Origin of the sequence: Kitasatospora sp. NPDC048194 (genome assembly GCF_043202455.1) — a bacterium.
Lineage (GTDB): Bacteria > Actinomycetota > Actinomycetes > Streptomycetales > Streptomycetaceae > Kitasatospora.
This window is the reverse complement of sequence record NZ_JBIDAK010000017.1, coordinates 1-22,910: the sequence shown is the minus strand read 5'-3', so window position 1 is coordinate 22,910 and position 22,910 is coordinate 1. Positions and strand designations below refer to the sequence as shown.

General features: G+C 71.9%; 20 protein-coding genes. 9 read left to right on the top strand and 11 right to left on the bottom strand.

What is annotated here, in order from left to right:
• Nucleotides 1–174 precede the first annotated feature (174 nt).
• The 3 genes from ACGF07_RS21015 (at nt 175) to ACGF07_RS21005 (ending at nt 3,991) form a co-directional block, all read left to right on the top strand.
• Nucleotides 175–1,092 (top strand): alpha/beta hydrolase, encoded by a 918-nt coding sequence (locus ACGF07_RS21015; protein WP_392901012.1) that lies wholly within the window; start codon nt 175–177, stop codon nt 1,090–1,092.
• Nucleotides 1,093–1,334: 242 nt separating this feature from the next.
• A complete protein-coding gene (locus ACGF07_RS21010) occupies nt 1,335–2,441 on the top strand; it encodes a serine hydrolase domain-containing protein (RefSeq protein ID WP_392901010.1) in 1,107 nt (368 codons plus the stop codon).
• A gap of 206 nt (nt 2,442–2,647) precedes the next feature.
• On the top strand, nt 2,648–3,991 hold the full coding sequence (locus ACGF07_RS21005; RefSeq protein ID WP_392901008.1) for a GH1 family beta-glucosidase: 1,344 nt from the start codon (nt 2,648–2,650) through the stop codon (nt 3,989–3,991).
• A 96-nt stretch (nt 3,992–4,087) separates the two neighbouring features.
• Here the strand turns inward: ACGF07_RS21005 and ACGF07_RS21000 are convergent, their stop codons facing one another.
• Nucleotides 4,088–4,237: a substrate-binding domain-containing protein gene (locus ACGF07_RS21000; protein WP_392901006.1), complete on the bottom strand. Its 150-nt coding sequence runs from the start codon at nt 4,235–4,237 to the stop codon at nt 4,088–4,090.
• A gap of 17 nt (nt 4,238–4,254) precedes the next feature.
• Here ACGF07_RS21000 and ACGF07_RS20995 point away from each other — a divergent pair, with 17 nt between their 5' ends.
• The 3 genes from ACGF07_RS20995 to ACGF07_RS20985 all read left to right on the top strand — a co-directional run bounded on the left by ACGF07_RS20995 (nt 4,255) and on the right by ACGF07_RS20985 (nt 10,607).
• Nucleotides 4,255–5,088 carry a ketose-bisphosphate aldolase gene (locus ACGF07_RS20995; RefSeq protein WP_392901237.1) on the top strand — a complete coding sequence of 278 codons (834 nt, stop codon included), beginning with the start codon at nt 4,255–4,257 and terminating at the stop codon, nt 5,086–5,088.
• A 585-nt stretch (nt 5,089–5,673) separates the two neighbouring features.
• Nucleotides 5,674–8,073 (top strand): ricin-type beta-trefoil lectin domain protein, encoded by a 2,400-nt coding sequence (locus tag ACGF07_RS20990; protein WP_392901004.1) that lies wholly within the window; start codon nt 5,674–5,676, stop codon nt 8,071–8,073.
• Between the two features lie 503 nt (nt 8,074–8,576).
• Nucleotides 8,577–10,607, top strand: a complete 2,031-nt coding sequence (locus ACGF07_RS20985) for a HelD family protein (protein ID WP_392901002.1) — start codon at nt 8,577–8,579, stop codon at nt 10,605–10,607.
• Nucleotides 10,608–11,083: 476 nt separating this feature from the next.
• Here the strand turns inward: ACGF07_RS20985 and ACGF07_RS20980 are convergent, their stop codons facing one another.
• Together ACGF07_RS20980 and ACGF07_RS20975 are read right to left on the bottom strand one after the other, a co-directional pair.
• Entirely contained in the window at nt 11,084–12,073 is a 990-nt protein-coding gene (locus ACGF07_RS20980; RefSeq protein ID WP_350739755.1) for an aldo/keto reductase, read from the bottom strand.
• A 520-nt stretch (nt 12,074–12,593) separates the two neighbouring features.
• Entirely contained in the window at nt 12,594–13,589 is a 996-nt protein-coding gene (locus ACGF07_RS20975) for an ArsR/SmtB family transcription factor (RefSeq protein WP_392901000.1), read from the bottom strand.
• 267 nt (nt 13,590–13,856) lie between these two features.
• Here ACGF07_RS20975 and ACGF07_RS20970 point away from each other — a divergent pair, with 267 nt between their 5' ends.
• Entirely contained in the window at nt 13,857–14,219 is a 363-nt protein-coding gene (locus ACGF07_RS20970; RefSeq protein WP_392900998.1) for a hypothetical protein, read from the top strand.
• A 266-nt stretch (nt 14,220–14,485) separates the two neighbouring features.
• Here the strand turns inward: ACGF07_RS20970 and ACGF07_RS20965 are convergent, their stop codons facing one another.
• Nucleotides 14,486–14,884, bottom strand: coding sequence for a hypothetical protein (locus tag ACGF07_RS20965; protein WP_392900996.1), 399 nt, complete (start codon nt 14,882–14,884; stop codon nt 14,486–14,488).
• 385 nt (nt 14,885–15,269) lie between these two features.
• Here ACGF07_RS20965 and ACGF07_RS20960 point away from each other — a divergent pair.
• A protein-coding gene (locus ACGF07_RS20960; RefSeq protein ID WP_392901235.1) for an IS5 family transposase occupies nt 15,270–16,081 on the top strand; the annotation gives its coding sequence in 2 pieces (ribosomal slippage) (nt 15,270–15,621 and nt 15,621–16,081; 813 coding nt in all).
• 236 nt (nt 16,082–16,317) lie between these two features.
• On the opposite strand, the gene ACGF07_RS20955 is transcribed toward ACGF07_RS20960, so the two are convergent.
• The 6 genes from ACGF07_RS20955 to ACGF07_RS20930 all read right to left on the bottom strand — a co-directional run bounded on the left by ACGF07_RS20955 (nt 16,318) and on the right by ACGF07_RS20930 (nt 21,354).
• A complete protein-coding gene (locus ACGF07_RS20955; protein ID WP_392900994.1) occupies nt 16,318–16,794 on the bottom strand; it encodes a hypothetical protein in 477 nt (158 codons plus the stop codon).
• A 116-nt stretch (nt 16,795–16,910) separates the two neighbouring features.
• Complete coding sequence (locus tag ACGF07_RS20950) at nt 16,911–17,618, bottom strand: hypothetical protein (RefSeq protein ID WP_392900992.1); 708 nt, start codon at nt 17,616–17,618, stop codon at nt 16,911–16,913.
• Nucleotides 17,619–17,841: 223 nt separating this feature from the next.
• Nucleotides 17,842–18,423 (bottom strand): hypothetical protein, encoded by a 582-nt coding sequence (locus ACGF07_RS20945; protein WP_392900989.1) that lies wholly within the window; start codon nt 18,421–18,423, stop codon nt 17,842–17,844.
• A gap of 254 nt (nt 18,424–18,677) precedes the next feature.
• A complete protein-coding gene (locus ACGF07_RS20940; protein ID WP_392900986.1) occupies nt 18,678–19,046 on the bottom strand; it encodes a hypothetical protein in 369 nt (122 codons plus the stop codon).
• Nucleotides 19,047–19,476: 430 nt separating this feature from the next.
• Complete coding sequence (locus tag ACGF07_RS20935; protein WP_392900983.1) at nt 19,477–19,653, bottom strand: hypothetical protein; 177 nt, start codon at nt 19,651–19,653, stop codon at nt 19,477–19,479.
• Nucleotides 19,654–20,238: 585 nt separating this feature from the next.
• Nucleotides 20,239–21,354: an ABC transporter substrate-binding protein gene (locus ACGF07_RS20930; protein WP_392900981.1), complete on the bottom strand. Its 1,116-nt coding sequence runs from the start codon at nt 21,352–21,354 to the stop codon at nt 20,239–20,241.
• A 422-nt stretch (nt 21,355–21,776) separates the two neighbouring features.
• On the opposite strand from ACGF07_RS20930, the gene ACGF07_RS20925 reads away from it, so the two are divergent.
• Nucleotides 21,777–22,040 carry a hypothetical protein gene (locus tag ACGF07_RS20925; protein ID WP_350744160.1) on the top strand — a complete coding sequence of 88 codons (264 nt, stop codon included), beginning with the start codon at nt 21,777–21,779 and terminating at the stop codon, nt 22,038–22,040.
• 117 nt (nt 22,041–22,157) lie between these two features.
• Here ACGF07_RS20925 and ACGF07_RS20920 read toward each other — a convergent pair whose 3' ends face one another.
• Nucleotides 22,158–22,379 (bottom strand): hypothetical protein, encoded by a 222-nt coding sequence (locus ACGF07_RS20920; RefSeq protein WP_350744161.1) that lies wholly within the window; start codon nt 22,377–22,379, stop codon nt 22,158–22,160.
• Nucleotides 22,380–22,910 lie beyond the last annotated feature (531 nt).

The window sequence follows — 22,910 nt, the reverse complement described above, 5'->3', positions numbered from 1 at the left end:
GACGGTCAACTGACTGATGCGGCGATCCCGCGGTCCGCACCAGGGTGAGTACGACCCGGAGCGCCTTCGCACGGGCACGCACACCGGCGGCCCACCCGTCCGGTACCCCCCTCCCGCCCCACCCGTCCGGCACCGCCTCCCGCCACAGCCTTCCGCCCCACCAGGAGACCTTCCATGGCCCGCATGAGCGTGACCTTCGACAGCGCCGGCATCGACATCGCCGCCCACCTCCACACGCCCGACGCCCCGGCGGCGGCCGGCCCGTGGCCCGCCCTCGTGGTCGGCCACCCCGGCACCAGCGTCAAGGAGCAGTCCTCCGGCCTGTACGCGCGGCGGCTGGCCGAACGCGGCTTCGCCACCCTCGCCTTCGACGCCGCGCACCAGGGCGAGTCCGGCGGCCTGCCCCGGGGCCTGGAGGACCCCGGCCAGCGGGTCGAGGACTTCAAGGCGGCCGTCTCCTACCTGAGCCTTCGCGAGGACGTCGACGCCGCCCGCATCGGGCTCCTCGGCATCTGCGCCTCCGGCGGCTACTCGCTCGCCGCGGCGGGCGGGGACCGCCGGGTCAGGGCCGTCGCCACCGTCAGCGGCGTCGACGTGGCCCGGCAGTTCCGGCTCGGCGCGGCCGGCACCCAGGACCCGGCCGTCTTCCTGAGCCTGCTCGACGCGGCCGCCCGCGCCCGTACCCTGGCGGCCCGCGGAGAGGACCCCGGCGCCCTGCCGGTCTTCCCGGAGAGCGCCGAACAGGCCCGTGCACTCGGTGGCGAGCACGCGGTGGAGGGGTTCGAGTACTACTGCACCGCCCGTGGCCGGCACGAGCGTTCCGCCAGGACCCTCGCCTGGCCCAGCATCGACAAGCTGGCCGCCTTCGACGCCTTCCACGCCGTCCCGCTGATCGGCCCCCGGCCGCTGCTCCAGATCGTGGGCATCAGGGCCGTCACCGACTGGATGGCCGTCGAAGTCCACCAGCGCGCCACCGGCCCCAAGGAGCTGTACCGGATCGAGGGGGCCAGCCACGTCGACCTCTACGACCGGAAGGAGTACGTCGACCCGGCCGTCGACAAGCTCACCGCGTTCTTCACGGCGAACCTCTGAGCGCGCCGCCCGCCACCACCGCACTCAGGAACGGCCACCTGCCGCTCCGCCCCCGTCCGCCCCGGCAGGGCTCCCGGGCGGTGGTCGCGGCGGCCGCACCGATGTGGTGGGGGTACCGCGTCGCATCACCCACGGGACAGTCCAGGGTCGTTATCAGGGTGATCACTGATGGCGGCGCCGGCTGCGCGCAGCAGAGTTGGCGCGGTCAACCCGTCCCACGAGCGCCGTTCAGGAGAAGCTCGATGCGCATCCGTCTCGCCGTCACCACCGTCGCCCTGGCCACTGCTCTCGCGGCGGGGGCGGCTGCACCCGCCATCGCCGCGAGGCCTGCTTCCGGCGCCCCGATGTCCGCGACGCCCACCGTCCAGGACATCCTCGGCCGCCTGCCCGACGACGTCGTCGCGGGCGCACTGATCAGGAGGGACGGTGTGGGCGCCACCGCCGGCCCGGTCACCGCCGATGCGTACCTACGGATCGGCAGTGTCACCAAGGTGTTCACCAACACGGTGGTGCTCCAACTCCTCGCCGAGCACCGGATCGGACTGGACACACCGGCACGGCGGTACGTCCCCGAGGTCCTGCCCGAGGCGTACGCCGGCGTCACGGTGCGCCAGCTGCTCGACCACACCAGCGGCCTGCCCAAGCCCGCCGGGACCCCCGGTCCGGCCGACGGACCCGGATGGCAGCTCAAGTCCGTGGCGCCCGGGGACTTCCTGCGCGAGTCCTTCGCTGCCGCGGCCGACGAGGTGCCGCCGGCAACGCCCGCCGCGCAGCAGTACAACGGGCTCAACTCCCTGGTCCTCGGCCTGATCGTCGAGAAGGTCACCGGCCGCTCCTTCACCGCCGAACTGGAGCGCCGGATCATCCGGCCGCTGCACCTGAGCCACACCAGCCTGCCCGCCGCCGACGACCCGGCGCTGCCCTCGCCCCACGCGGAGGTGTACCTCGACGGACAGGACGTGACCGAGCAGAGCCCGTACCCGTGGGCCGAAGGCGGCATGATCTCCACCGCCGCCGACCTGGACCGCTTCCTGACCGCGCTGTTCCGGGGGCGTCTGCTCCCGCCCGCCCAGCAGGAGCTGGTGTTCGAGGTGCCCGACGTGTCGAACGGCGTCGACAACACCAACTGCGTCAAGGACCCCTGCTACAGCGTCGGCGGGCTCATGCGCTACCAGCTTCCGAACGGCGAGTACGTCTGGGGCAAGACCGGTTCCCGTCCCGGCTGGGACAACGGGTTCTTCGCCACCCGCGATCTCCGTCACCGGCTGGAGTACTCCCTGAACCCGACGGGGGCGGGCAACGACCTCCCGTACATCAAGGCGCTCGTCAACGCCGGACTCGCCGACTGACGGCCGACGAACCGTCCGGGGGAGTACTGGGCGGCCCGGGCGCTGCCCGGCGCCCTTTCGGCCTTCGAGTGGGGGAGTCGAGCGCCGGGGGGCATATGGCTTCACTGCCCTCGGGTTTCATCGGACTCCGCACCTCGACCTCCTCTGGCGTTCCGGCGTGGCGCCAGTAACATGAGGACTCCTCATGTTTTCGTCAGGAGGCTGCCATGCCGGACCGCTACGACCTGCCGGCGGGGTTCCGCTGGGGTGCCGCCACCGCCGCGTACCAGATCGAGGGCGCGGTCGACGAGGACGGCCGCGGCCCCTCCGTCTGGGACACCTTCGTCACCCGCCCCGGCGCCGTCCGGGACGGGCACACGGGTGCGGTCGCCTGCGACCACTACCACCGCTACCCCGAGGACATCGCCCTGATGAGGGGCCTGGGGCTGGACGGCTACCGCTTCTCCATCTCCTGGCCCCGCGTGGTGCCCACCGGCAGCGGCCCGGTGAACCCCGCCGGGCTCGCCTTCTACGACCGCCTCGTCGACGCGCTCCTCGAAGCCGGCATCACACCCCTCCCCACCCTCTTCCACTGGGACCTCCCGCAGGGCCTCGAAGACCACGGCGGCTGGCTCAACCGCGACACCGCGTACCGCTTCGCCGAGTACGCCGCGATCGTCGCGGACCGCCTCGGCGACCGGATCCCCGCCTGGATCACCCTCAACGAGCCCTTCGTCCACACCGTCTTCGGCTACGCCCTGGGCGTCCACGCCCCCGGCCGCACCCTGATGTTCGAGGCCCTGCCGGCGGCCCACCACCAGCTCCTCGGTCACGGCCTGGCCGCCTCGGTCCTGCACGAGCGCGGCCTGGAGGTGATGCTCTCCAACAACCTGACACTGGTGGAGCCGGCCTCGGACTCTGCCGCCGACGCGGCCGCCGCCGAGGCGTACGACGTCCTGCACAACCGGTTGTTCACCGACCCGGTGCTGCTCGGCCGCTACCCCGACCTCTCCGTCCTCGGCGTGCCCGACGACGTCTTCGGTGCCGTCCGCCCCGGCGACCTCGGTCTCATCCACAGCCCGGGCCTCGACGGCCTCGGCCTCAACTTCTACAACCCCACCCGCGTCGCCGCCCCCACCGACCCGGGCCTGCCCTTCGACCTCGTCGACATCCCCGACGTCCCCCACACCGCCTTCGGCTGGCCCGTGGTCCCCGGCGCCCTCACCGGCCTCCTCCTCGGTCTCCGCGACACGTACGGCAAGGCCCTCCCGCCCGTCACCATCACCGAGAACGGCTGTTCCGTCGAGGAGTTCACCGACCCCGACCAGCCCCGCATCGACTTTCTGGCCGCCCACCTCGACGCCCTCGGGCGTGCCGTCGCCGAGGGCGTCGACGTCCGCGGCTACTACACCTGGTCCCTGCTCGACAACTTCGAATGGGCGGAGGGGCTGTTCGGTCAGCGCTTCGGTCTGGTCCACGTCGACTTCGCCACGCAGGTGCGCACCCCCAGGGCCTCGTACGCCTGGTACCGCGACCTGATCGCCGCCCACCGGGCGAGGTCGGGGGAGTAGCCGGGGCCGTCGGCCCCGGGTCGGACGGCGCGTCGGCCGGGCCGGCCACCGGTCGGGCCGACCGCGGGTCCGGCGGGGCGGTGGCGGGCCGGCCGGTCAGCGGGTGCCGACCGGGCCGGTGCTGTCCCGGACGACCAGCTCGGGGCGCAGCAGCTGGATCGAGTTGGCCGGGGTGCCCGCCCGGGTGAGGGCGCGCAGCAGCAGCTCGATCGCCTCCCGGGCCATCTCCCGCTTGGGGATGGCCACGGTGGTGAGCGCCGGAGATCGTCCTGTCCGCCGCTCAGGCGGGGCGCGGCGTCGGCGCGTTCAACCTCATCCAACTGGAACACGCCGAAGCCGTCGTGGCCGGGGCCGAATCCGCCGGTGCACCGGTGATCCTCCAGATCAGCGAGAACGCGGTGCGCTACCACGGCGGCCTGGCGGCCGTCGGCGGCGCGGCGCTCGCGGTGGCCCGGGCGGCCGCCGTTCCGGTGGCCGTCCACCTCGACCACGCCACCGAGCGGACCGCGGTGGCGGAGGCCGTCCGGCTGGGCTTCGGGTCGGTGATGTTCGACGCCTCGGTGCTGCCGTACGAGGAGAACGTCCGGGCCACGGCGGAGGTGGTGCGGCAGTGCCACGCCTCCGGTGTCTGGGTGGAGGCCGAGCTCGGGGAGATCGGGGGCAAGGACGGGGTGCACGCACCGGGGGCCAGGACCGATCCGGGGGAGGGGGCCGAGTTCACCGCGCGCACCGGCGTCGACGCGTTGGCCGTCGCGGTCGGCACCTCGCACGCGATGCTCACGCGTACGGCGAGCCTCGATCTGGAGCTGATCGCCGCCCTGCGGGCCGCCGTACCGGTGCCGCTGGTGCTGCACGGCTCGTCGGGTGCACCAGACGACGTCCTGGCGGAGGCGGGCGCGCACGGCATGACGAAGATCAACATCGCGACGCACCTCAACAAGGCGTTCACCGCAGCGGTCCGCGCCCGCCTCGCGGCCGACGCCGCCCTGGCCGACACCCGGGTCTACCTGGGCGCGGGCCGAGAGGCGGTGGCCCGCGAGGTGGCGCGCCTGCTCGGGATCCTGACGGTGCCCCGGGGAACTGCCGCCGCCTCCTGATCTCGCAGGTACCGCCCGCCGTTCCCGACCGGCGGCAACGGACCCGCTCACAAAGCACCGCAACCGAACGCCGGACGCGGAAATCTGCGTTCTATTTCCTTCAGAGTTGTTGATTGTTGTTGGAAGTCGGGGCTACTGTCCTCGGCAGCATGTCGGCATGTACTCGCCAGCTCCCCCGTCCGGCGTGCGCTCGCGCCCGAGTCCTGACGGCCCCCCACCCCACTGCCGGCCCAGCTCAAGGAGCAGAAGCAGTCGATGAGCAGATCCCCCCATCCCTTCCGCCGGAGCCTCGCGGCCCTGGCGGCGCTCGCCCATGGGACGGTCTCGTAGCGGTCCAGTGGAGCCCCTGCCCACCCCCAAGTGGGGCCCCTGCCCGCCCAGGCGGGGCCTCCGCCCACCCCGGGTGGGGCCTCCGCCCACCCCGGGTGGGGCCTCCGCCCACCCCGGGTGGGGCCCCTGCCCACCCCCAGGTGGGGGCCCCGCCCACCCCCCGCCGTGCCGGCCGCCCGCCAGGGTGTCCGGCACGGAGCGCCACCACGCACCACACCCACCCCTCCGCACCTCCTCCCCACCTCGGAGACGCCCATGGGCCGTCAACGCCCCTTCCCCACCTGGCGCACCGCCCTGAGCGCGACGCTCGCGCTCGCCGGCGCGCTGGGCGGCCTCACCGCACCGGTGGCCGCACAGGCCGCCGAGCCGCACGCCACCACCACCGCCGTCACGATCGACGGCACCAAGCCGGGCCTCACCTTCGACGGAGTCGGCGCGATCTCCGGCGGCGGCGGCAACTCCCGCCTGCTGGTCGACTACCCGGAACCCCAGCGCAGCCAGCTGCTGGACTACCTCTTCAAGCCCGGCTACGGCGCTTCGCTGCAGATCCTGAAGCTGGAGATCGGCGGTGACACCAACTCCACCGACGGCGCCGAACCGAGCATCGAGCACACCCGCGGCACCGTCGACTGCAACCAGGGCTACCAGTGGTGGCTCGCCGAGCAGGCCAAGGCCCGCAACCCGGACATCATGTTCTCCGGTCTGGCCTGGGGAGCCCCCGGCTGGATCGGGAACGGCGACTTCTGGTCCCAGGACACCGTCGACTACCTGATGTCCTGGATGGGCTGCGCCGCCCAGCACCACCTGAACGTCTCCTACCTCGGCGGGTGGAACGAGCGCGGCTTCGACAAGGCCTGGTACGAGAAGCTGAAGAGCACGCTCGTCGCGCGGGGCTACGGCGCCACCAAGGTCGTCGCCGCCGACGACAGCTGGGCCGTCGCCGACGCGATGGCCGCCGACCCGGCGTTCGCCAAGGCCGTCGACGTCGTCGGGGTGCACTACCCCTGCGGCTACATGAGTTCCTTCACCACCTGTCCGAGCACGCCGACCGCCCGGGCGCTCGGCAAGCCGCTGTGGGCGAGCGAGAACGGCTCCCTGGACGCCGACGCCGGCGCCCCGGCGGTGGCACGCGGCATCAACCGCGGCTACCTCGACGGGAAGATGACCTCGTTCATCAACTGGCCGGTCATCGCCGCGCTCTACCCCGACCTGTTCTTCTCCACCGACGGCATGTCGATCGCCAACCAGCCGTGGTCCGGCCACTACGGCATCGGCAGGACCACCTGGGTCACCGCGCAGACGACGCAGTTCGCCAAGCCCGGCTGGCGCTACATCGACGCCGCCGGCGGCTACCTCGGCGGCGCGCGCGCCAACGGCAGCTACGCCACGCTGAGGAGCCCGAACAAGACCGACTACAGCACCGTCATCGAGACCGTGGACGCCGGCGCCGCCCAGACCGCGAGCTTCACCGTCACCGGCGGTCTGTCCACCGGAACGGTCCACGTCTGGTCCACCGACCTCACGTCCGACGACCCGGCGAGCTGGTTCGTCCACGAGCAGGACGTCACCCCGGTCCACGGCGGCTACACCCTCACCCTCCAGCCCGGCCGGGTCTACACCGTGACCACCACCACCGGCCAGGGCAAGGGCACGGCCACCCCGCCGCCCGCCGCGCCGATGAAGCTGCCCTACGCGGACGGCTTCGACACCCCGGCCACCACCACCTCGCCGAAGTACTTCACGGACATGAACGGAGCCTTCCGGACCGTCGCCTGCGGTGGCGGCCGAGCCGGCACCTGCCTGCGCCAGATGGCTCCGACCTCACCGATCCGCTGGACGGACGAGCGCTACAACGCCCCGTACACGATGGCGGGCGACAGCAGCTGGTCCAACTACACCGTGACCGCCGACACCATGTTCGAGCAGGCGGGCACCGTCGAACTCCTCGGCCGGGTCAACCAGCAGGGCCGCAACAACAACGGCCTGAACGCCTACCACCTGCGGGTCAGCGACACCGGCGCCTGGTCCATCGACAAGAGCGACACCAGCTGGAACTTCACCACCCTGGCGAGCGGCACCACCACCGCCCTCGGCACCGGCCACTGGCACACCGTCGCGCTCTCGCTCCAGGGCACCACCCTCAGCGCGGTCGTCGACGGCACCACCGTGGGCGGCGCGACCGACGGAAGCTTCACCAACGGCCGGGCCGGCCTCGGTGTGACCGGCTACCAGACCGACCAGTTCGACAACTTTGCCGTCACCCCCGGCACGCCCACCACCCACACCGGCCCGGTCGCCTCCGGCCTGCCGGGCAAGTGCGCCGGCCCCGCCGGCGACACCAGCGGTTCCGCCGTCCAGCTCCGGACCTGCGACGGCAGCGCCGGGCAGACGTGGAACTGGACCAACGGCACCCTCACCCACAACGGGAAGTGCCTCGACGTGACCGGCGCCGCCACCGCCAACGGCAGCCCGGTGGAACTGTGGGACTGCAACGGCGGCGCCAACCAGCAGTGGACGCCCCAGCCGGACGGCACCCTCAAGGGCACCCAGTCCGGCCGTTGCCTGGACGACCCCGCCTCGGCCACCGCCGACGGCACCCCCCTGGAGATCTGGGACTGCAACGGCGGCGCCAACCAGCGCTGGACCCTGCCGTAGCGGCTGACCCTGCGGGGCCCGCGACGGCCCCCACGCGACCGGTCGGGCGCCTGCGAGATCGCGGGCCCCCGACCGGTCCGCTGTGTCGGCGCTCGTCCACCGCGGCCGTTCGCCGCCCATGGCCGGCGCCCTTTCCGCCGTCCGTCTTCCAGGCGCCACTCGAACTCTCGCCGCCGGAATCCAGGGCCGGCCTTTCCCGGTGAGGCAGGAAAGCATCGACAGTGCAATGGGGAACATGCCTGAACGGCGGAATTTCTGAATACCCGAAGCCGTGCGGCGGCTCATCGTCGGTGCGGGCGCGAGGACATGACCTCACCAGGTAAGTCAAGACTTACCTTCGGGAATGATCGATCGTAGGGTGTGGCTTCGATCGAAGGAGCCCCCTCTTGTCGAGAACGAACGATTCCGCCGCGCATGCGGTCGATTCCGCCGCACGTGCGGTTGATTCCGCTGCGCGTGCGGTTGATTCCGCCGCGCGTGCACTTGAATCCGAGCAGGAATATGTGTCCTCCCTGTATGCCGTGCTCACCGAGCGGCTCGCCGAGGCGCGGGCAAACCGCGCGAGGGTGCTGAAGTCCCAGGCGGACAGCCCCGACGCGGCATACGAGCGGGACATCACCGCCGAGCGCCTGGCCAAGGAGATCGGCCGGCTCGAGGGCGCCGACAAGGGACTGGTCTTCGGGCGCATCGACTGGACGGACGGCACGGCCCTGCGCATCGGGCGGATCGGACTGCACACGGACGAGGACGACCTGCCCCTGCTCGTGGACTGGCGCGCCAACGCGGCGCGGCCCTTCTACGAGGCGACACCGGTCCACCCGATGGGCCTGCGGCGGCGCCGGCACCTGCGCGTCGAGGAGCGCACGGTCGTCTCGGTGACCGACGAACTGCTGGACGGGAGCGCCCCGACCGAGGAGGACGTCGTCGGCGACGGCCCGTTGACGGAGGCTCTGTCGGCACGGCGCACCGGCCGGATGCACGCGGCCGTCGCGACCCTGCAGGCGGAGCAGGACGCGATCGTCCGCTCCGCCCACCGCGGCGTGACCGTGGTCCAGGGCGGCCCCGGCACCGGCAAGACGGTGGTCGCCCTGCACCGGGCGGCCTACGTCCTGTACGCGTTCCCGCGCGCCGCCCAGGAGGGCGTCCTGGTCGTCGGCCCGAACGCCCGTTTCCTCGACTACATCTCCCAGGTCCTTCCCTCGCTCGGCGAGAACGACGTCGTCCTGGCGACCTGCCCGGAACTGGCCGAAGTGCCCACCCACGCGGCCGACCCCTTCGACACGGCACGCCTCAAGGGCGGCGCCGACCTCGCCGACGCCCTGGCCGGCCTGCTGCGCGCCCACCAGGCCCCCGCCGGTGACTTCACCGCGCGGGTCGGACAGGAACTGGTCCACCTGTCCGGCGAGGCCGTCGCCACGGCGCGCGACGCCGCCCTGGCGGCCGCAGTTGGCCACAACCCCGCCCGGCAGGCGTTCAAGGAGCTCCTGGCCGACGCCGTCGCCGACGCGATGCGACGGGACATGGGCGACCTCCTGGAGCAGATCGACGCCGATGCCGCCCGCATGACGGGCCTGGACCTCGACCGGTTCACGGGAGCCGCCCAGCGCCGCACCGAAGGCGCGCCCGACGCCGGTCCGGTCCACGAGCTGGACCTGGACGCCATCCGCGCCGACCTCCTCGCCGACGCCGACGTCGACCGAGCGGTCGAGGCGCTGTGGCCGCGGCTGGCACCCGGCGACCTCGTGCAGGCGCTCCTGACGGACGCCGACGCGCTCGCCGAGTTCCTGCCCCACCTGAGCGCGCCGGAGCGCTCCCTCCTGCTGCGCGGTCCGCACGACCCGTGGACGGACGCCGATGTGGCGTTGCTGGACGAGGCGGCGAGCCTGGTCGACGGCCCCCCGGAGCGGACGTACGGGCACGTCGTGGTCGACGAGGCGCAGGAACTGACCGCCATGCAGTGGCGGATGATCGCCCGCCGCTGCCCGGCGAGGTCGATGACGCTGGTGGGCGACTTCGCCCAAGCGGGCCCGGTCGCCACGGCGCGCGACTGGAAGGAGGCGCTGAGCCCCCACCTCGGGCCGCGGTTCCAGCTGCACCACCTGACCGTCAGCTACCGCACCACACAGGAGATCCTGGAGAGCGTCCGAGACCTGCTCACCCGGATCGCCCCGGACCAGAAGCCCACCCGGTCGCTGCGAAGCGGTGAGCACCCGCGCACCGTGACCACACCGTCCGCGGACGGGGCGGTCGCCGCCGTCCTCCGCGAACTCCACGCCCAGAGCACCGCACACCCGGGCGAGCTGCTGGGCGTGGTCTGCGCGGACACCAGGGTGAGCGAACTGACGGCCCGGGGCGTCGCTCACCACGCCCGCGTCGTGCCGGCGTCCGAAGCGCGCGGCCTGGAGTTCGACGGGGTCGTCGTCGTGGACCCCGAGGAGATCATCGCGGCCCGCCCCGGCGGGGAACGGGACCTGTACGTGGCCCTGACCCGGGCCACCAAGCGCCTGTGCACCGTCACCGTCCAGCCCGCCTGACGACCCGGCGCCCTCGCTATGTCGCAGGTCCCACCAGATCTCCCTGACGGGGGACTTCGCGACCGGTGGCTGGCTGGTCGGGCTCCTGGAACTCCGAGAACACCGGCCGGGTGGTCAGCGCCATCTCCTCCGCCGGCGCCCCGCCCCCCGCTCCAGGGGGGCGGGGCGCCGTTGCGCCCTGCACCCGGCTCCAGCGCTGCGCCGCGGTCCGTCCCGGTGGCGCGGGCTCCGACCTCGCCCACGTGACACCGACCAGCAGACCCTGGACAGGCACCTCACCCGATCACGGAGCCCCAGCGCCGGCCCGGCGACGTCGCGCACGTCGGCGCGCGCCCCGCGCAGCGCCACCCATGTCGTCCTGGAACCTCACCGCAGCCGCCCCCGGCCGCGGTCGGCCGCCGCACACCGGGGCTCGTGCCGTGAAACACCGTGACCGTCTTCCTCACCTCACCTACTTGCGCGGCCGCGGCAGCAGCTCAGCGGTTCACCGCCCGCATCCCGTCCTCGTCGTAGCGCTCGCCCGCCGCCTTCGGCACCTCAGCCTCGATGCGGGCCAGGTCCTCGTCGGTCAGCTCGACGTCGACCGCGCCCGCGTTCTGCTCCAGGTAGGTGCGTCGTTTGGTGCCCGGGATCGGCACGAGGTCCTCGCCGCGGGCCAGGACCCAGGCGATCGCCAGCTGGGCCGGGGTGACGCCCTTCTCCGCGGCGATCTCCTTCACCTTCTCCGCGAGCCGGAGGTTGGCCGCCAGGTTGGCCTCGGTGAAGCGCGGGTTGCCGCGACGGAAGTCGTCCCGGTCCAGCTCGTCCGGAGAGCTGAAGCGGCCCGCGAGAAAGCCGCGGCCTAGGGGCGAGTACGGAACGAACCCGATCCCGAGCTCCCGGCAGGTGGGCAGCACCTCGGCCTCCACGTCCCGGGTCCAGAGCGAGTACTCGCTCTGGACCGCGGTGACCGGGTGGACGGCGTGGGCGCGGCGGATGGTCTCCGCGCTCGCCTCGCTGAGCCCGATGTGCAGCACCTTGCCCTCGGCGACCAGCTCGCCGAGCGCGCCGACGGTCTCCTCGATGGGCACGGTCGGGTCGACCCGGTGCTGGTAGTACAGGTCGATGCGGTCGGTACCGAGGCGTGCGAGCGAGCCGTGCACGGAACTGCGCACGTGCTCGGCGGAGCCGTCCTGGCGCCCCACCGTCGACATGTCGCCCGGCACCGCGCCGTCCATCCGGTAGTTGAACTTCGTGGCGATCACGTACTCGTCGCGATGCCCCCGGACGGCCTCGCCGACCAGGGACTCGTTGGTGAGCGGGCCGTAGACCTGCGCCGTGTCGAGGAAGTTGATGCCGAGTTCCAGGGCACGCCGGATGGTCGCGATGCCCTCCTCCTGGTCGGCCGTGCCGTAGAAGGCGGACATCCCCATGCAGCCGAGGCCGATGGCCGACACCTGGAGGTCCCGCAGACTGCGCTGGTGCATGCGACGTGCCAACCCTTCGCTCTCGGATCTCTTCGCAGAGGACCTTACGGTGCCGGCGCCTTCCACGGGAGGACCGGCACGGCCGCGAGCCGGGGCCCGATCCGCTCGCCCATCGGCCGTGCCCGCCGGACGCCCCGCACCGGCCTCCCCGCACCGGGCTCCCCGGGCACGGTCGGCCCGAGCGGGCAGCTGCCGGCGCGCGTGGGGGTGGGAAGAGCGCGCCGCTCCTGATGACGGTGCGGTCGGTGTGCGTCCAGGTGCGAGGGCCGAAGGCGGCCCCTGCGGGAGAACAGCGGGATCCCGCCCTCGGTGGTCAGCGGACCGATCTCGAGGGCCAGGGCGTCGATCTCGCAAAGAGGGAGCCCCGCAAGCGCGGCTCCGCGGATCAGCCGCAAGACGGATCTCGTAGCTGCGCGCCGCCCCTTGAGCACGGTGTCGAAGTCGCGTGCCCGGCGCCGTGACGGACAGTGCCTGCCGGGCGTGGACAGAGAGGGTCTCCGGGCACGCGGCCGCCGCGGTGTCAGTGGGGGCGGGGGGTGGCCAGGAGGTCGGCGGCGCGGGGGGTCTGCTGGTAGAGGACGTGTTGTCCGGTGCGGGTGCGGGTGACCAGTCCGCTGCGGTGCAGGATGCCCAGGTGGTAGGAGACGGTGCTGCTGGCGAGGAAGTGCCGCTCGCTCAACTCCCCTGTGGTGCGGGCGGTGTGCAGGTCGGAGAGCAGGCGCGCTCGGGTCACCCCGAGCAGGGCGTGGGCCGGCGGCCCGGGGCGGGTCTGCGGTCCGGGTCCACAGGGGTAGGCGAACATGGGCTCGCGCGTGGCGGGCCCCGGTATCGAGTCGATGACCACCCGTAGGTCCGTGGTGAACACCGAGGGAGTCAGGATCAGGCCCGTACTGCCGCCGATCCGGCTCTGGAAGCGGCTGACCAGACTCAGTCGGTCGTCGCTCCACAGCACCTTGGGATGCAGGGTGGCCAGCATGCCGGACAGGCCGTGGCGGGCGCTGGTTCGCGCCCGGTGGGTGATGTCCTCCTCCATGCGGGCGCGCAGGGCCGTCCATTGCGGGGCGACGGCCCCTTCCCACAGCCGCTGCAACTCCGCCGCCACCCGCTCGGAGAAGTCCTGCTCGCCCCGCTCCAGCGCGTCGCGCAGAGCGGCGGGGACCACCCGCCCCGTCAGGCGCTCCTCGTCGACCCCCTCGGCCATGACGCGCAACTCCCAGTGCAGGCGGACGCGGTCCGCGGTGGCGACCGCGTGCAGCTCCTCCTCCACTCCGGTCTCCGGGGCCTGCGGCTGCGGTGTCAGGAAGTCCGGCACGTAGTCCCACGAACCGCCGAACAGCGAACCCAGCAGCACGAGCTTGCGGTCACGGACGGTTTCCTGGACCCTGCTCCGCCAGCCGCCGCCGCACGGCCGCTCGTTGTCGCGCAGGAGGCGCAGCGCGCCGACCGCGGTGCTCAGCGGCGAGATCGCGAACCGGGTGTTCGCCAGGACGGCGCGGTCCATGTCGAGGTCGAGCACGACACCCCCGAGATCAGCTCTCGGCCGTCCGAGCGGCCGACGTCATGTGTGTTCGAACCTGATCGAATCACTCGAGGGCGGCCCCGTCATCCGGTTCCCTTGAGTCGGACCGGGCGGCACGACGCCGATCGCGCCTACCGCCCCGTCCGTCCCACCAGCCGTCAGCAACCGCTTCCCCTGGCCGCGCCCTGGTCCGGGCACTCGGACGGTTCCGGCGTGCGCGCGGGTGGGTCGAGGACAGCAGCCACCGAACACCAGGAGACACCCATGATCAGGAAGCGCACCGCCGTCCGCCTCGGCGCCGTCGTCGCCACCGCCGCCATCGGCGTCGGACTCGGCACCGGCATGGCGTCGGCCAGCACGACCTACACCGCGAACGTCCCCGGTTGTGCCGGGGGCATGGTGGTCTCGTTCTACAGCGGCCACGACCACGTGCGGGGCTACGTGACCTCCACCACCGGCGACCACTGCAGCGTGGTCCTCTCGCAATCGAACGGCAACTACTCCCCGCTCGAAAGGACGACCGGCGGCACGGTCTGGACCCCGGAGTACCTGGATGCCGGGATTACCTCCTACGTCGTCGTGTGCAACGAGGACCTCGGCCGGTGCGCCACCAGCGCCGCCTACTGACGGACACCGCCGGTCCCGTCCTGGCCCCGCTCGGGGGACGGGACCACGACGGGATCGGCACCGCTCGACGGAACCCGACCACCCCGGGCATCACCGCCGAGCTCGGCGGCGCTGGCTTGCTGATGGCGAAGTCGAGGCACACGAAGACGGAGAACGTCCGCCGCTACCCTCCCTGCCGGGCCGACTCCACCGCAGATCGGCATCCCAGGGCAATCCACCCTGCTACCTGTCATCGAGATCGATCAGAGCCGACCGCGCAGTAGCGCTCAACGGCCCAGCTGGTGCCGAACGTAGTCCGGCTGGGCCGCACCGGTCTCGATGCGGTTCTCGTCGAGGCCGTTGACGATCCGCAGACATCCCCCGGTGAAGGCGAACTCCACCGCCACCGTTCCGGCCGCCAGGTCATGGCCTGCCGGCCGCCACTCGAGCAGCGCGACCTCGCGCAGTTCCTGGCCGACAAAGGGTTCGAGGCGCTCGTCGCTATGAGACCACTGAGGCGTGAGCTCGAACCACTCCCATCCGGTGATGGTCGCCGCGGTGTCGATCGTGTTCCAGCCGATCGAGAGCTCGTCGAGCTTCGAATGGCAAACCTCCACCTGGAGGCCGTCGAATTCCATCACCACCGGGCAGTCGGCGAACCAGTCTCCGTCCTCGACGAAGCGCACCAGGGCGAACCTCGTCAACCGCCTACCCACGAGCGTTGCCAGACGTGGTCCGTGAGTCTGCCGAACCACCTCCATCCCCACCAGGAAGGAGGGCTTGAAACCAGAGATCCCCATGTTCACAGCAACCAAGTCTTCCGACCCGCGGCCCGACAGGCCAATGATCCGGTTGCCACGGCGTACGACGGCTCCGGAGTTCCAGGGAAGATTGAGGCCCACCGCCCTCGCTGACCCGTAGCGCGCCGCAGCGCGCTTCAGCGAGTCCTCGGCGAGGGCTCCGGACCCACGCAAGGATGGACGGACGGCAAGCTATAAGAGGAGCTAACACAAAGCCGCGGTTCGGCCATGTCTCCTCGTCGGTCTGCTCGTTGTCCCATCCGTGGGGAAGTTGAAGGGTCCACCGTGGGTGGTGTCGGACGACCTCTGGGCGCGGATCGAGCCGTTGCTGCCGGTGAGGCGGCGGCGGTCTCGCAATCCGGGCCGGTTGCCGCTGGATGATCGCGGATGTCTGCAGGGGATCCTGTTCGTGCTGCACACCGGGATCCAGTGGGAGTGGCTGCCGCAGGAGCTGGGCTTCGGCTCCGGGATGACGTGCTGGCGCCGACTGCGGGACTGGCACGAGGCCGGCGTCTGGGACCGGCTCCACCAGGTCCTGCTGACCGAGCTGCACCGCGCCGGGAAGCTGGACTGGTCCCGGGCGGTGATCGACGGCTCCCACCATCAGGCTCGTCGGGGCGGCCCAAAACGGGCCCGAGCCCGGTCGACCGCGCCCGGCCCGGCTCGAAGCACCACGTCATCACCGACGCCCACGGCACCCCGCTCGCCATCACCCTGACCGGCGGCAACCGCCACGACGTCACCCAACTGCTGCCCCTGCTCGACGCGATCCCGCGCATCCGCGGAGCCACCGGTCGCCCGCGTCATCGCCCGCGCCAGCTGTTCGCCGACCGCGGCTACGACTACGACAAGTACCGCCGCCTGCTGTGGAAGCGCGGCATCAAGCCGGTCATCGCCCGCCGCGGAGTTCCACACGGCTCCGGCCTGGGCACCGTCCGCTGGGTGGTCGAGCGCACGAACGCCTGGATCCACGGCTTCCGACGCCTCCGCATCCGATGGGACATACGCGACGACATCCACGAAGCATTCCTCAAGCTGGCCTGCTGCGTGATCACCTACCGACGCGTCCGCGCTTTGTGTTAGCTCCTCTAAGACGGGGCTCACGCGGCAGGCCCCGGGGAGGCCGCCGGAACCGCCTGCCCGGCCGGGGAGCGGATGGCGGCGACCGAGACCCCGAACCACGGCCTGGCGTCCCCACAGGCTGGCCGGCGGCATCAGCGGCTTCCAGAAGCGGCGCACCGGCGGCCAGGCCTCTGACAAGCAACCTTGACCGCCCGATGTGCCCCCTCCGGCCGAGGCGTACCGAGGCGAGGTCGGTGTCAGGTCCCGCTCGGCACCACGCGCACGTTGTCGAGGTGGAGACGCAGCGCGCCGTCGACCGGGCAGCGCAGGCCGACCGACAGGCGGCGGACCTGGCCGTCCTCGGCGAGGGCGAAGGCGGCCGCCGCCTGGAACACGTCGTGCCCGGTTGGACAGGTGATGTCGGCCGGCTTGCGGAAGGCCCTTGTCAGCCAGGACCGTGAAGGAGCGCCGCCCGCGAGTTCCCAGCTGGATCCGCCGGCGTAGACGTTTCCGTCCGCGATGCCGAGCGGCAGGCAGCAGCCCTCGCAGAAGTACTCGTCCGTTGTCAGCTCGAACCGGTCCCAGTCGCACGACCGGCAGACGAGGGGTGTGATCACCATGCGCCCGTGCTGCTCGGGAACAGCAGCCCGGCGCAGCAGCGACAGCAAGTCACCGTCTCCCGCCATCATCGCCTCGCCCGCCGGTCCGGTGTTCCATGCGCCTTCGCCTTTCACAGTCGGGATCCTTGCACGGCCTGGGATGGGACAGTCCGGCGGACCCTGCCTTCCCATCACCGGTCGAGACCAACTGCCCGGAAGCTCGCCGCCGGTAGGGATCACGTGGCAGGCATTCAGGGCCGCTTGGTAGGAGGCCAGAGCTGGAGGACTCGGCGCCACCAGGGCTCCGAAGCGGAAGGTGTGTTCTCGGTGGTGGCGGGGCCGGGGCGGCTCTCGATCGGGGCGCCCCACTCGATCAGGGCGCCGGGGAACCAGGTGACCGGTTTGGTGTCGTCACGCGCGTTGGCCCAGGCCGCGACGCGTTGAGCGGTGTCCCGGTCCGGCAGTAGGCCGTGTTCGTTGACACCCACGCCGAGACTGAGCACAGCATCGTCGTACAGGTCGTTGCAGAGCCAGCTGTGGAGCAATCCGTGGTCGTATCCGAGTACTTCCCAGCCGCGTTCGTGGCCGTCCTCCGCCACCTCCCGAGCGGCCTCGCCAACGCCCCCACCGTCGAGGTGGGCGAGCAGCACCGGCTCGTCCAGCCCGGCCGCACGGATGTCGGCGACGAAGCCGCCGACGTGCTCGGAGGGCACGAGCAGGGCGTACAGGCGCGCCTCCGCGGTCACTTGGAACAGGAGGCAGGCCGCCAGTGCCTCGTGCGCGGTACCGAACCAGCAGTCACTCTGCGGGAGCCGGTCACTCAAGCACTCGGACGCGGTGAGCAGCCGTTCCGACCGGGGCATGCCCGAGCCCGCAAGCCGCTCAGGCGCTGTGACGAAGTAGCCGGCGAGCAGCAGCTCGTCCGGGACGTGAACCTCGGCAGAAAGACCCTCGATCATGCCCGCACGGTACCTGACCTGCGGCGCCGATCAAGCGTCGATGAGAGGGTCAAGGACGGCCGGGGCGCCCAGTCCCAGAGCCGTTCTGGTCGCCGCTGTGCAGCGGCGACCAGGACGGCGCACCGGCGGCCGCGGGGCAGGCCGGCAGCGATGGCGGCGCGGGCACCCTGAGGGGAAGGTGTCGCCATCGCTGCGGGCACTGCCGTTCGCCGCCCGCCGCGGCTCAGCCCATCGTGCAGGCGAGCTGGGCCTTCACCGCGTTGCGGAGGTCCTCCTGGGCGCGGCAGTCGGCGCTGAAGACGTCCTCCCACTTGGGGCTGACGACGTGGACGTTCACGATCTCGGTGATGATGTTGACGTTCCCCTGGGCCACGATGGTGTTGCGGGCGATCGCCACCTGAGACGTCGGAGCGGTCTGGGCGCCGATGACGCCGCCTTCACCGTAGATCAGGTTGGTGATCTTGGTGTAGAGGGTGACCTCCCTCCCCTGGATGTTGTTGCCGACGATGGCAACCGTCCAGTCCTTGTAGTTGCGCTGCCAGGCGTAGTTGGTCCGCTGGTTCAGCGCGGCCACGGCGGAGTACCCGAGTTTGGCGACCCAGTAGTGCTTGATCAGCGGGCGGCCGCCCGGGTGGTCCCGAGGGTGCGCCGGCTCCCCCAGCTGCACGTCGCCGATGCTCAGGCGGTCCGCCGAAGCGGGCGCCGCACTCGCCGGTGCGGCGATGCCGCACGTGACGGCGAGGGCCGCAGCTCCGGCGACCGCAGCCGCCCTCCACTTCCCAGCAGGCCGCTGACTGACTGCCATTCCGGTACTCCTCGTCCCATATGCCGACGATCACGCGGGCACGCACCCGCGCCCGCCACCGGGAAGCACCCGGCGACCTCGACTCTCGCCGACCCGGCACACTGCGGACATCAGTCATCTAACTGCACGGTGATCAAAGAGATGACATATCCTCACCGCCGTTTCAGAAGTGCTCGTTTGCAGCGCGGCCGACAGCCGGCAGCCGGCAGCCGACAGCCGATTCCGCTGATCGGTCGCTGAGCACCGGCGGTGGTTCAGTGAGGAGTCTCTGTCGTTGTGGGGGGCATCAGGCAAGGGGTGTTGACGCTGAAGGCCAGGAGGCCGCCCTTCGTGGTCTGCACGGTGACCAGGTACCGGCTCGATGCCTGGGACGCGTCGAGGGCTGCGTCCACCTTGCCGTTGGCGCTCTCCCGGTAGCCGTCGATTGCGAAGCCCTGCTGTTCGAGCATCGTGCGGACCTTACGGACGGCCTCGGGGTGCTGTTCGAGCGGGGTGGAGCTGTAAGCCGCGTACGACAGCTTGTACCGGCCGTCCTGTCGGACCTCATCGCGGTTGCCGACACAGTCGCTGAAGATCGGTTCGACGCTGCCGGTGTCGAGGGTGACTCCAGCTGTCTGTGCCATGGACTCGGTCATGTGCTTCGCCCAGTCCTGGGCGTCCTGGCGGGACTTGACGGGGAGAGGATCGTCGGGACCGGGCGTGGACACGCATCCTCCGAGGATCAGTGGCAGGCAGAGCGCTATCGCGGCAACGCCCAGCCGTCGGGCTCCGACACGGCGTGCGGCGGGTCGTGGAAGGGGGAACGGCACAGTGGGATTCCTTGCGGCCGGGGCAGGGTGAGCAACCCGGAACAGCCAGCCCGGCCTGGTCGGCCCGGCTCCAGCGGTCACGGGGGAGGCGGCGGGCTGTCGCGCTCCTTGGGAACCGTAGTCGGCCGGTACCCCGACGATGATGCGACCCTGGTCGGCGAGGCTCTCGCCGCCGTACCAGGAACCGCTGTGCCTGAACGTGCCAACCAGGAAGTCGTTCCCGCCGAACCGCTTGCGGAGCCGGTCAATCGGTGACGATCTCGTCGTGCCGGGAGAGTGCGTCCAAGTGCGCGATCTGGTGGGTCAGCTCCCTGCCGGGGCAGCCGGTGCCCTGCTTGCGCAGCCGGGGTGGTGGGTGGAACGGCGGCCGTGGATGCCGGTCGTTCGCGGCGATGACCCGCCGCAGCGGCCTCGCGGGCACATGAATCGCGCATGAATGTGCTGGTCAGGCCGTTGACGGTGTGCCGGGCCGGCGGCATTCTCGGACAGCCATCCGGCATGCGCGTCCACAGCGGTCCTGGCTGTCCCTGCGTCGCTCTCGGTCGCCGCCCGGGCAGCCGCAGTCCCCGGCCTCACGGGCCTGGCGGGAAGTTCCAAAGGCCGACGGACAGAGCGGGTGGCGACCACGCAGATCAAGCAGATCGGGTGGACGCCGGTACGTCACGGTACGCCGGCACCCCGTGCCCGCCTGGAGGGGAACATGGCAGCCTCGGGAACGCACGTGCTTCGGGCATCGACCGCGGGCCTGGTCCTCGCCGCGACCGTGGTCATCAGCCCGCCGGCTGCGACTGCGGCCGCGCCCACCCCCGCCGGGACGACCGCCTGGCGGTCGGGGCACGGCCGACGCCGCCGCCCAGAGCCCCGGCCTACTGCTACCTGCCGTCCGCCTCGGCCACGGCCAGCTTCGACGACCTCGCCCTGACCGCTGCCGATCAGACGGGAGGAAGCCGTCGGGGGAGGAGGTCGTCGCGGGGCCGGCGCAGAGGTGGAGGCCGGTGCGCCTCGGTCAGCCGGAGTGGAGGGTCCGGAAGCGGCCGGCGTTCGCCGGGTCCTGGTCGACGACCTGGACCGGCGGCCAGGCCCACTGCGCGACGCTGACGCCGGACACCCGGGAGAAGCCGATCCGCCCGCGGGTGCCCTCCACGTCGACGCTCGTCCAGGCTTCGGCGATGCGCGCCCGCTCCGTGCCGTGCGATCGCAGGACGTCGGCGAGGACGGTGACCGTGTCGTAGCCCTCGAACGCGACGAAGGAGGGCTCCTGGCCGAGCTGTTCGCGCAGCGCCGTCCCGACCCGCGTGCCGAGCGGGCCGAGGCGCTCCGGCAGGTAGCGCAGGAACGGGACGGCCGTACCGGCTCCGCCCAGCAGTTCCGCCCACTCTGCGAACTCCGGCTGCCCCGCCGGAGCGCCGATCAGCACCTCGGCGAGGCGCTCGTCGTCGCGCACGGCCTTGACCACCGACACCGCCGGCTCCGGGACACCGGCCAGCAGCAGGAGCACCGTCGCGCCGTGGCGGGCCAGCCGGTCGCACACCGCCTCGGGGGACAGCTCGGTCAGGTCGAGTCCGACGACCGTGCCGCCGTGCGGAGCGAGGTGCTCGCGGAGGATACGGGCCCCGGAGGCCCAGTAGACGCTCGGCTGGGTGGCGAGGGCGATCCGCCGGTGGCCCGCGCCGAGGAGGAAGTCCGCGTAGATGCGCCAACTGTGCGACTGCGCCGGGCAGATCCGCGCGACCCACTTCGTCGGCGCCTGCGTGAGGGCGTCGAGGACGGCCGAGGAGCACAGGTACGGCAGCCCGAGGGCGTCGGCTCTCGTGGCGACGGCCCGGGCGACGACGCTGTGGTACTCACCGGCCAGTGCCACCACGCCCAGACCCGCCAGCTCGTCCACCGCCGCCTCGGCCCGCTGCGGATCGGCCGCGGTGTCCCGTACCAGCAGTTGGAGCGGCCGCCCACCGATCCCGCCGGCGTCGTTGACCTCGCGGGCGGCCAGGTCCATTCCGGCGAGCAGGTGCCGGCCCGCCTCGACCCAGCCGGGCCGCGTCAGCGGGGCGAGGGCGCCGATCCGGACGGACGACCCGTCAGGGCGCGCAGGGACGGCGGGTGGCGATGGCGGCGTAGTCATGCGGGGGAGTCTCCCCGCGGGCCCGGAGCCGCGCAAGCGATCTTTCCAGCTTCTACGAGCGGGCCCCGGGTGCCCTGGGTGGTGCGGACCTGTCTCGGGAGAATCGCCACGGGGCCTTCCTCGGGCGGGGGAGCGCCCAACGGATCCTGGGCGCCTACGAGCAGACGGACGCGGAGCCGCAGGTGCAGGTGCAGGGCAAGGGTCAGTCGTCGGCGACGTCGTGGGCGGCTGACCTGGCGGTGAGTGTCCCCCGCTGGTCGGATCGGTTCGTCGGATCGGGCTGCGGAGAGTGAGCAGCCGCAGTGCTCGTCTGCGGCCGTCGGGTCCTCGTGTGGGATACCGGCGGCCGGACCCTGGTGTGGGACGCGGGTGGCTGGGCAGCCGCGTGGGCCGGAGTGCCGCATCAATCGTTGGAGGTTGTGATGATCATCAAGAAGCTGCATGACGCCGGTGTGAAGTCCGAGCACGCCTACCTGGCGGGCGTGGCGTCGATCGGGTTGTCGTTCGCCTCGTGGATGGTCTCCGTGAAGGCCGAGGCGGCCGGCCTGGACCGCGCCGACCGGTGGGGGATCTTCGTGGGCGAATGGGCGCCGACGTTCTTCTGCATGGGGCTGGCCCTGGCCCAGTACGAACGCGAGGGGAACCCGGTCTACGCGAACGACCCCAGACTGGCCACGGCCCCCTGAGCCTCGAGGAGCAGCACAGCTGACGGGTTGAACGAGGCGGCGCGCAGGGTCCGGGGGTTACCCGCGCGCCGCCGAACAGCCCGTTCCCGGGTGCGACCGTCCGCCGGGCAGGTCGGCTCAGTGGGCGCGGTCCTGGAGGTCCGCCATGGCGACGGCGGCACGGATGTACTTGTTCCGCCCGAGGTCGCCGATGCTCTTGATCTTCAACCCTTCGAGAGCGGTGCCGTGGGCGTCGGTCAGTCCGGCCAGGGCCGCCACCGGCGCCTTCAGCACCTCCTCCAGGGTGAGGTTCTCGTACGCCTTGTCGAGGATCTTGTCGAGGTCCGCAGTCACCGTCATGGCATGTCGCCCTTTCCTGGTCGGAAGCGTTCTCCCGCCAGGAAACCCGCTCCCTCGGCGGTGCGCACCCCGGGCATGGCGCCCGGCTGAGGGTCCTGCACGGGACCGGCCGGGCACTTGGTGTTGTCGCGATTCCGCCTACCGCCCTCGGAAGTCCTGACCGCGGGTCGCTGCCCGTCCCTCCACAGGCCGTCGGGTCGCGGAAAGTCACGGTCGGCCCGCCGGCCATCGAGCCGGGCGCTGTTCCGGCGTGCGCGGGCGACCGGGCGGTACGGGCCAGCCGGCGGCAGCCCGAGGGTGGCATGGCGGTGAGTCACGTTGCGACCGTCAGAATTAGCGTGCGTTGAGCACGCTTTTTCTGTTACCGTAGGTGCGTGCTCAAGGCACGCATCGCCCGTACTCGTGCACTCACCGTTCGGGCTGTCACCACCTGCAACCGGAGTCTCAATGACGAAGTCAACCCGCCTGCGCGACCGGAGCGGGGGTGAAGACCCTGTTGTCGCGCAGGAGCGCCCACAGGACGCTCACCCG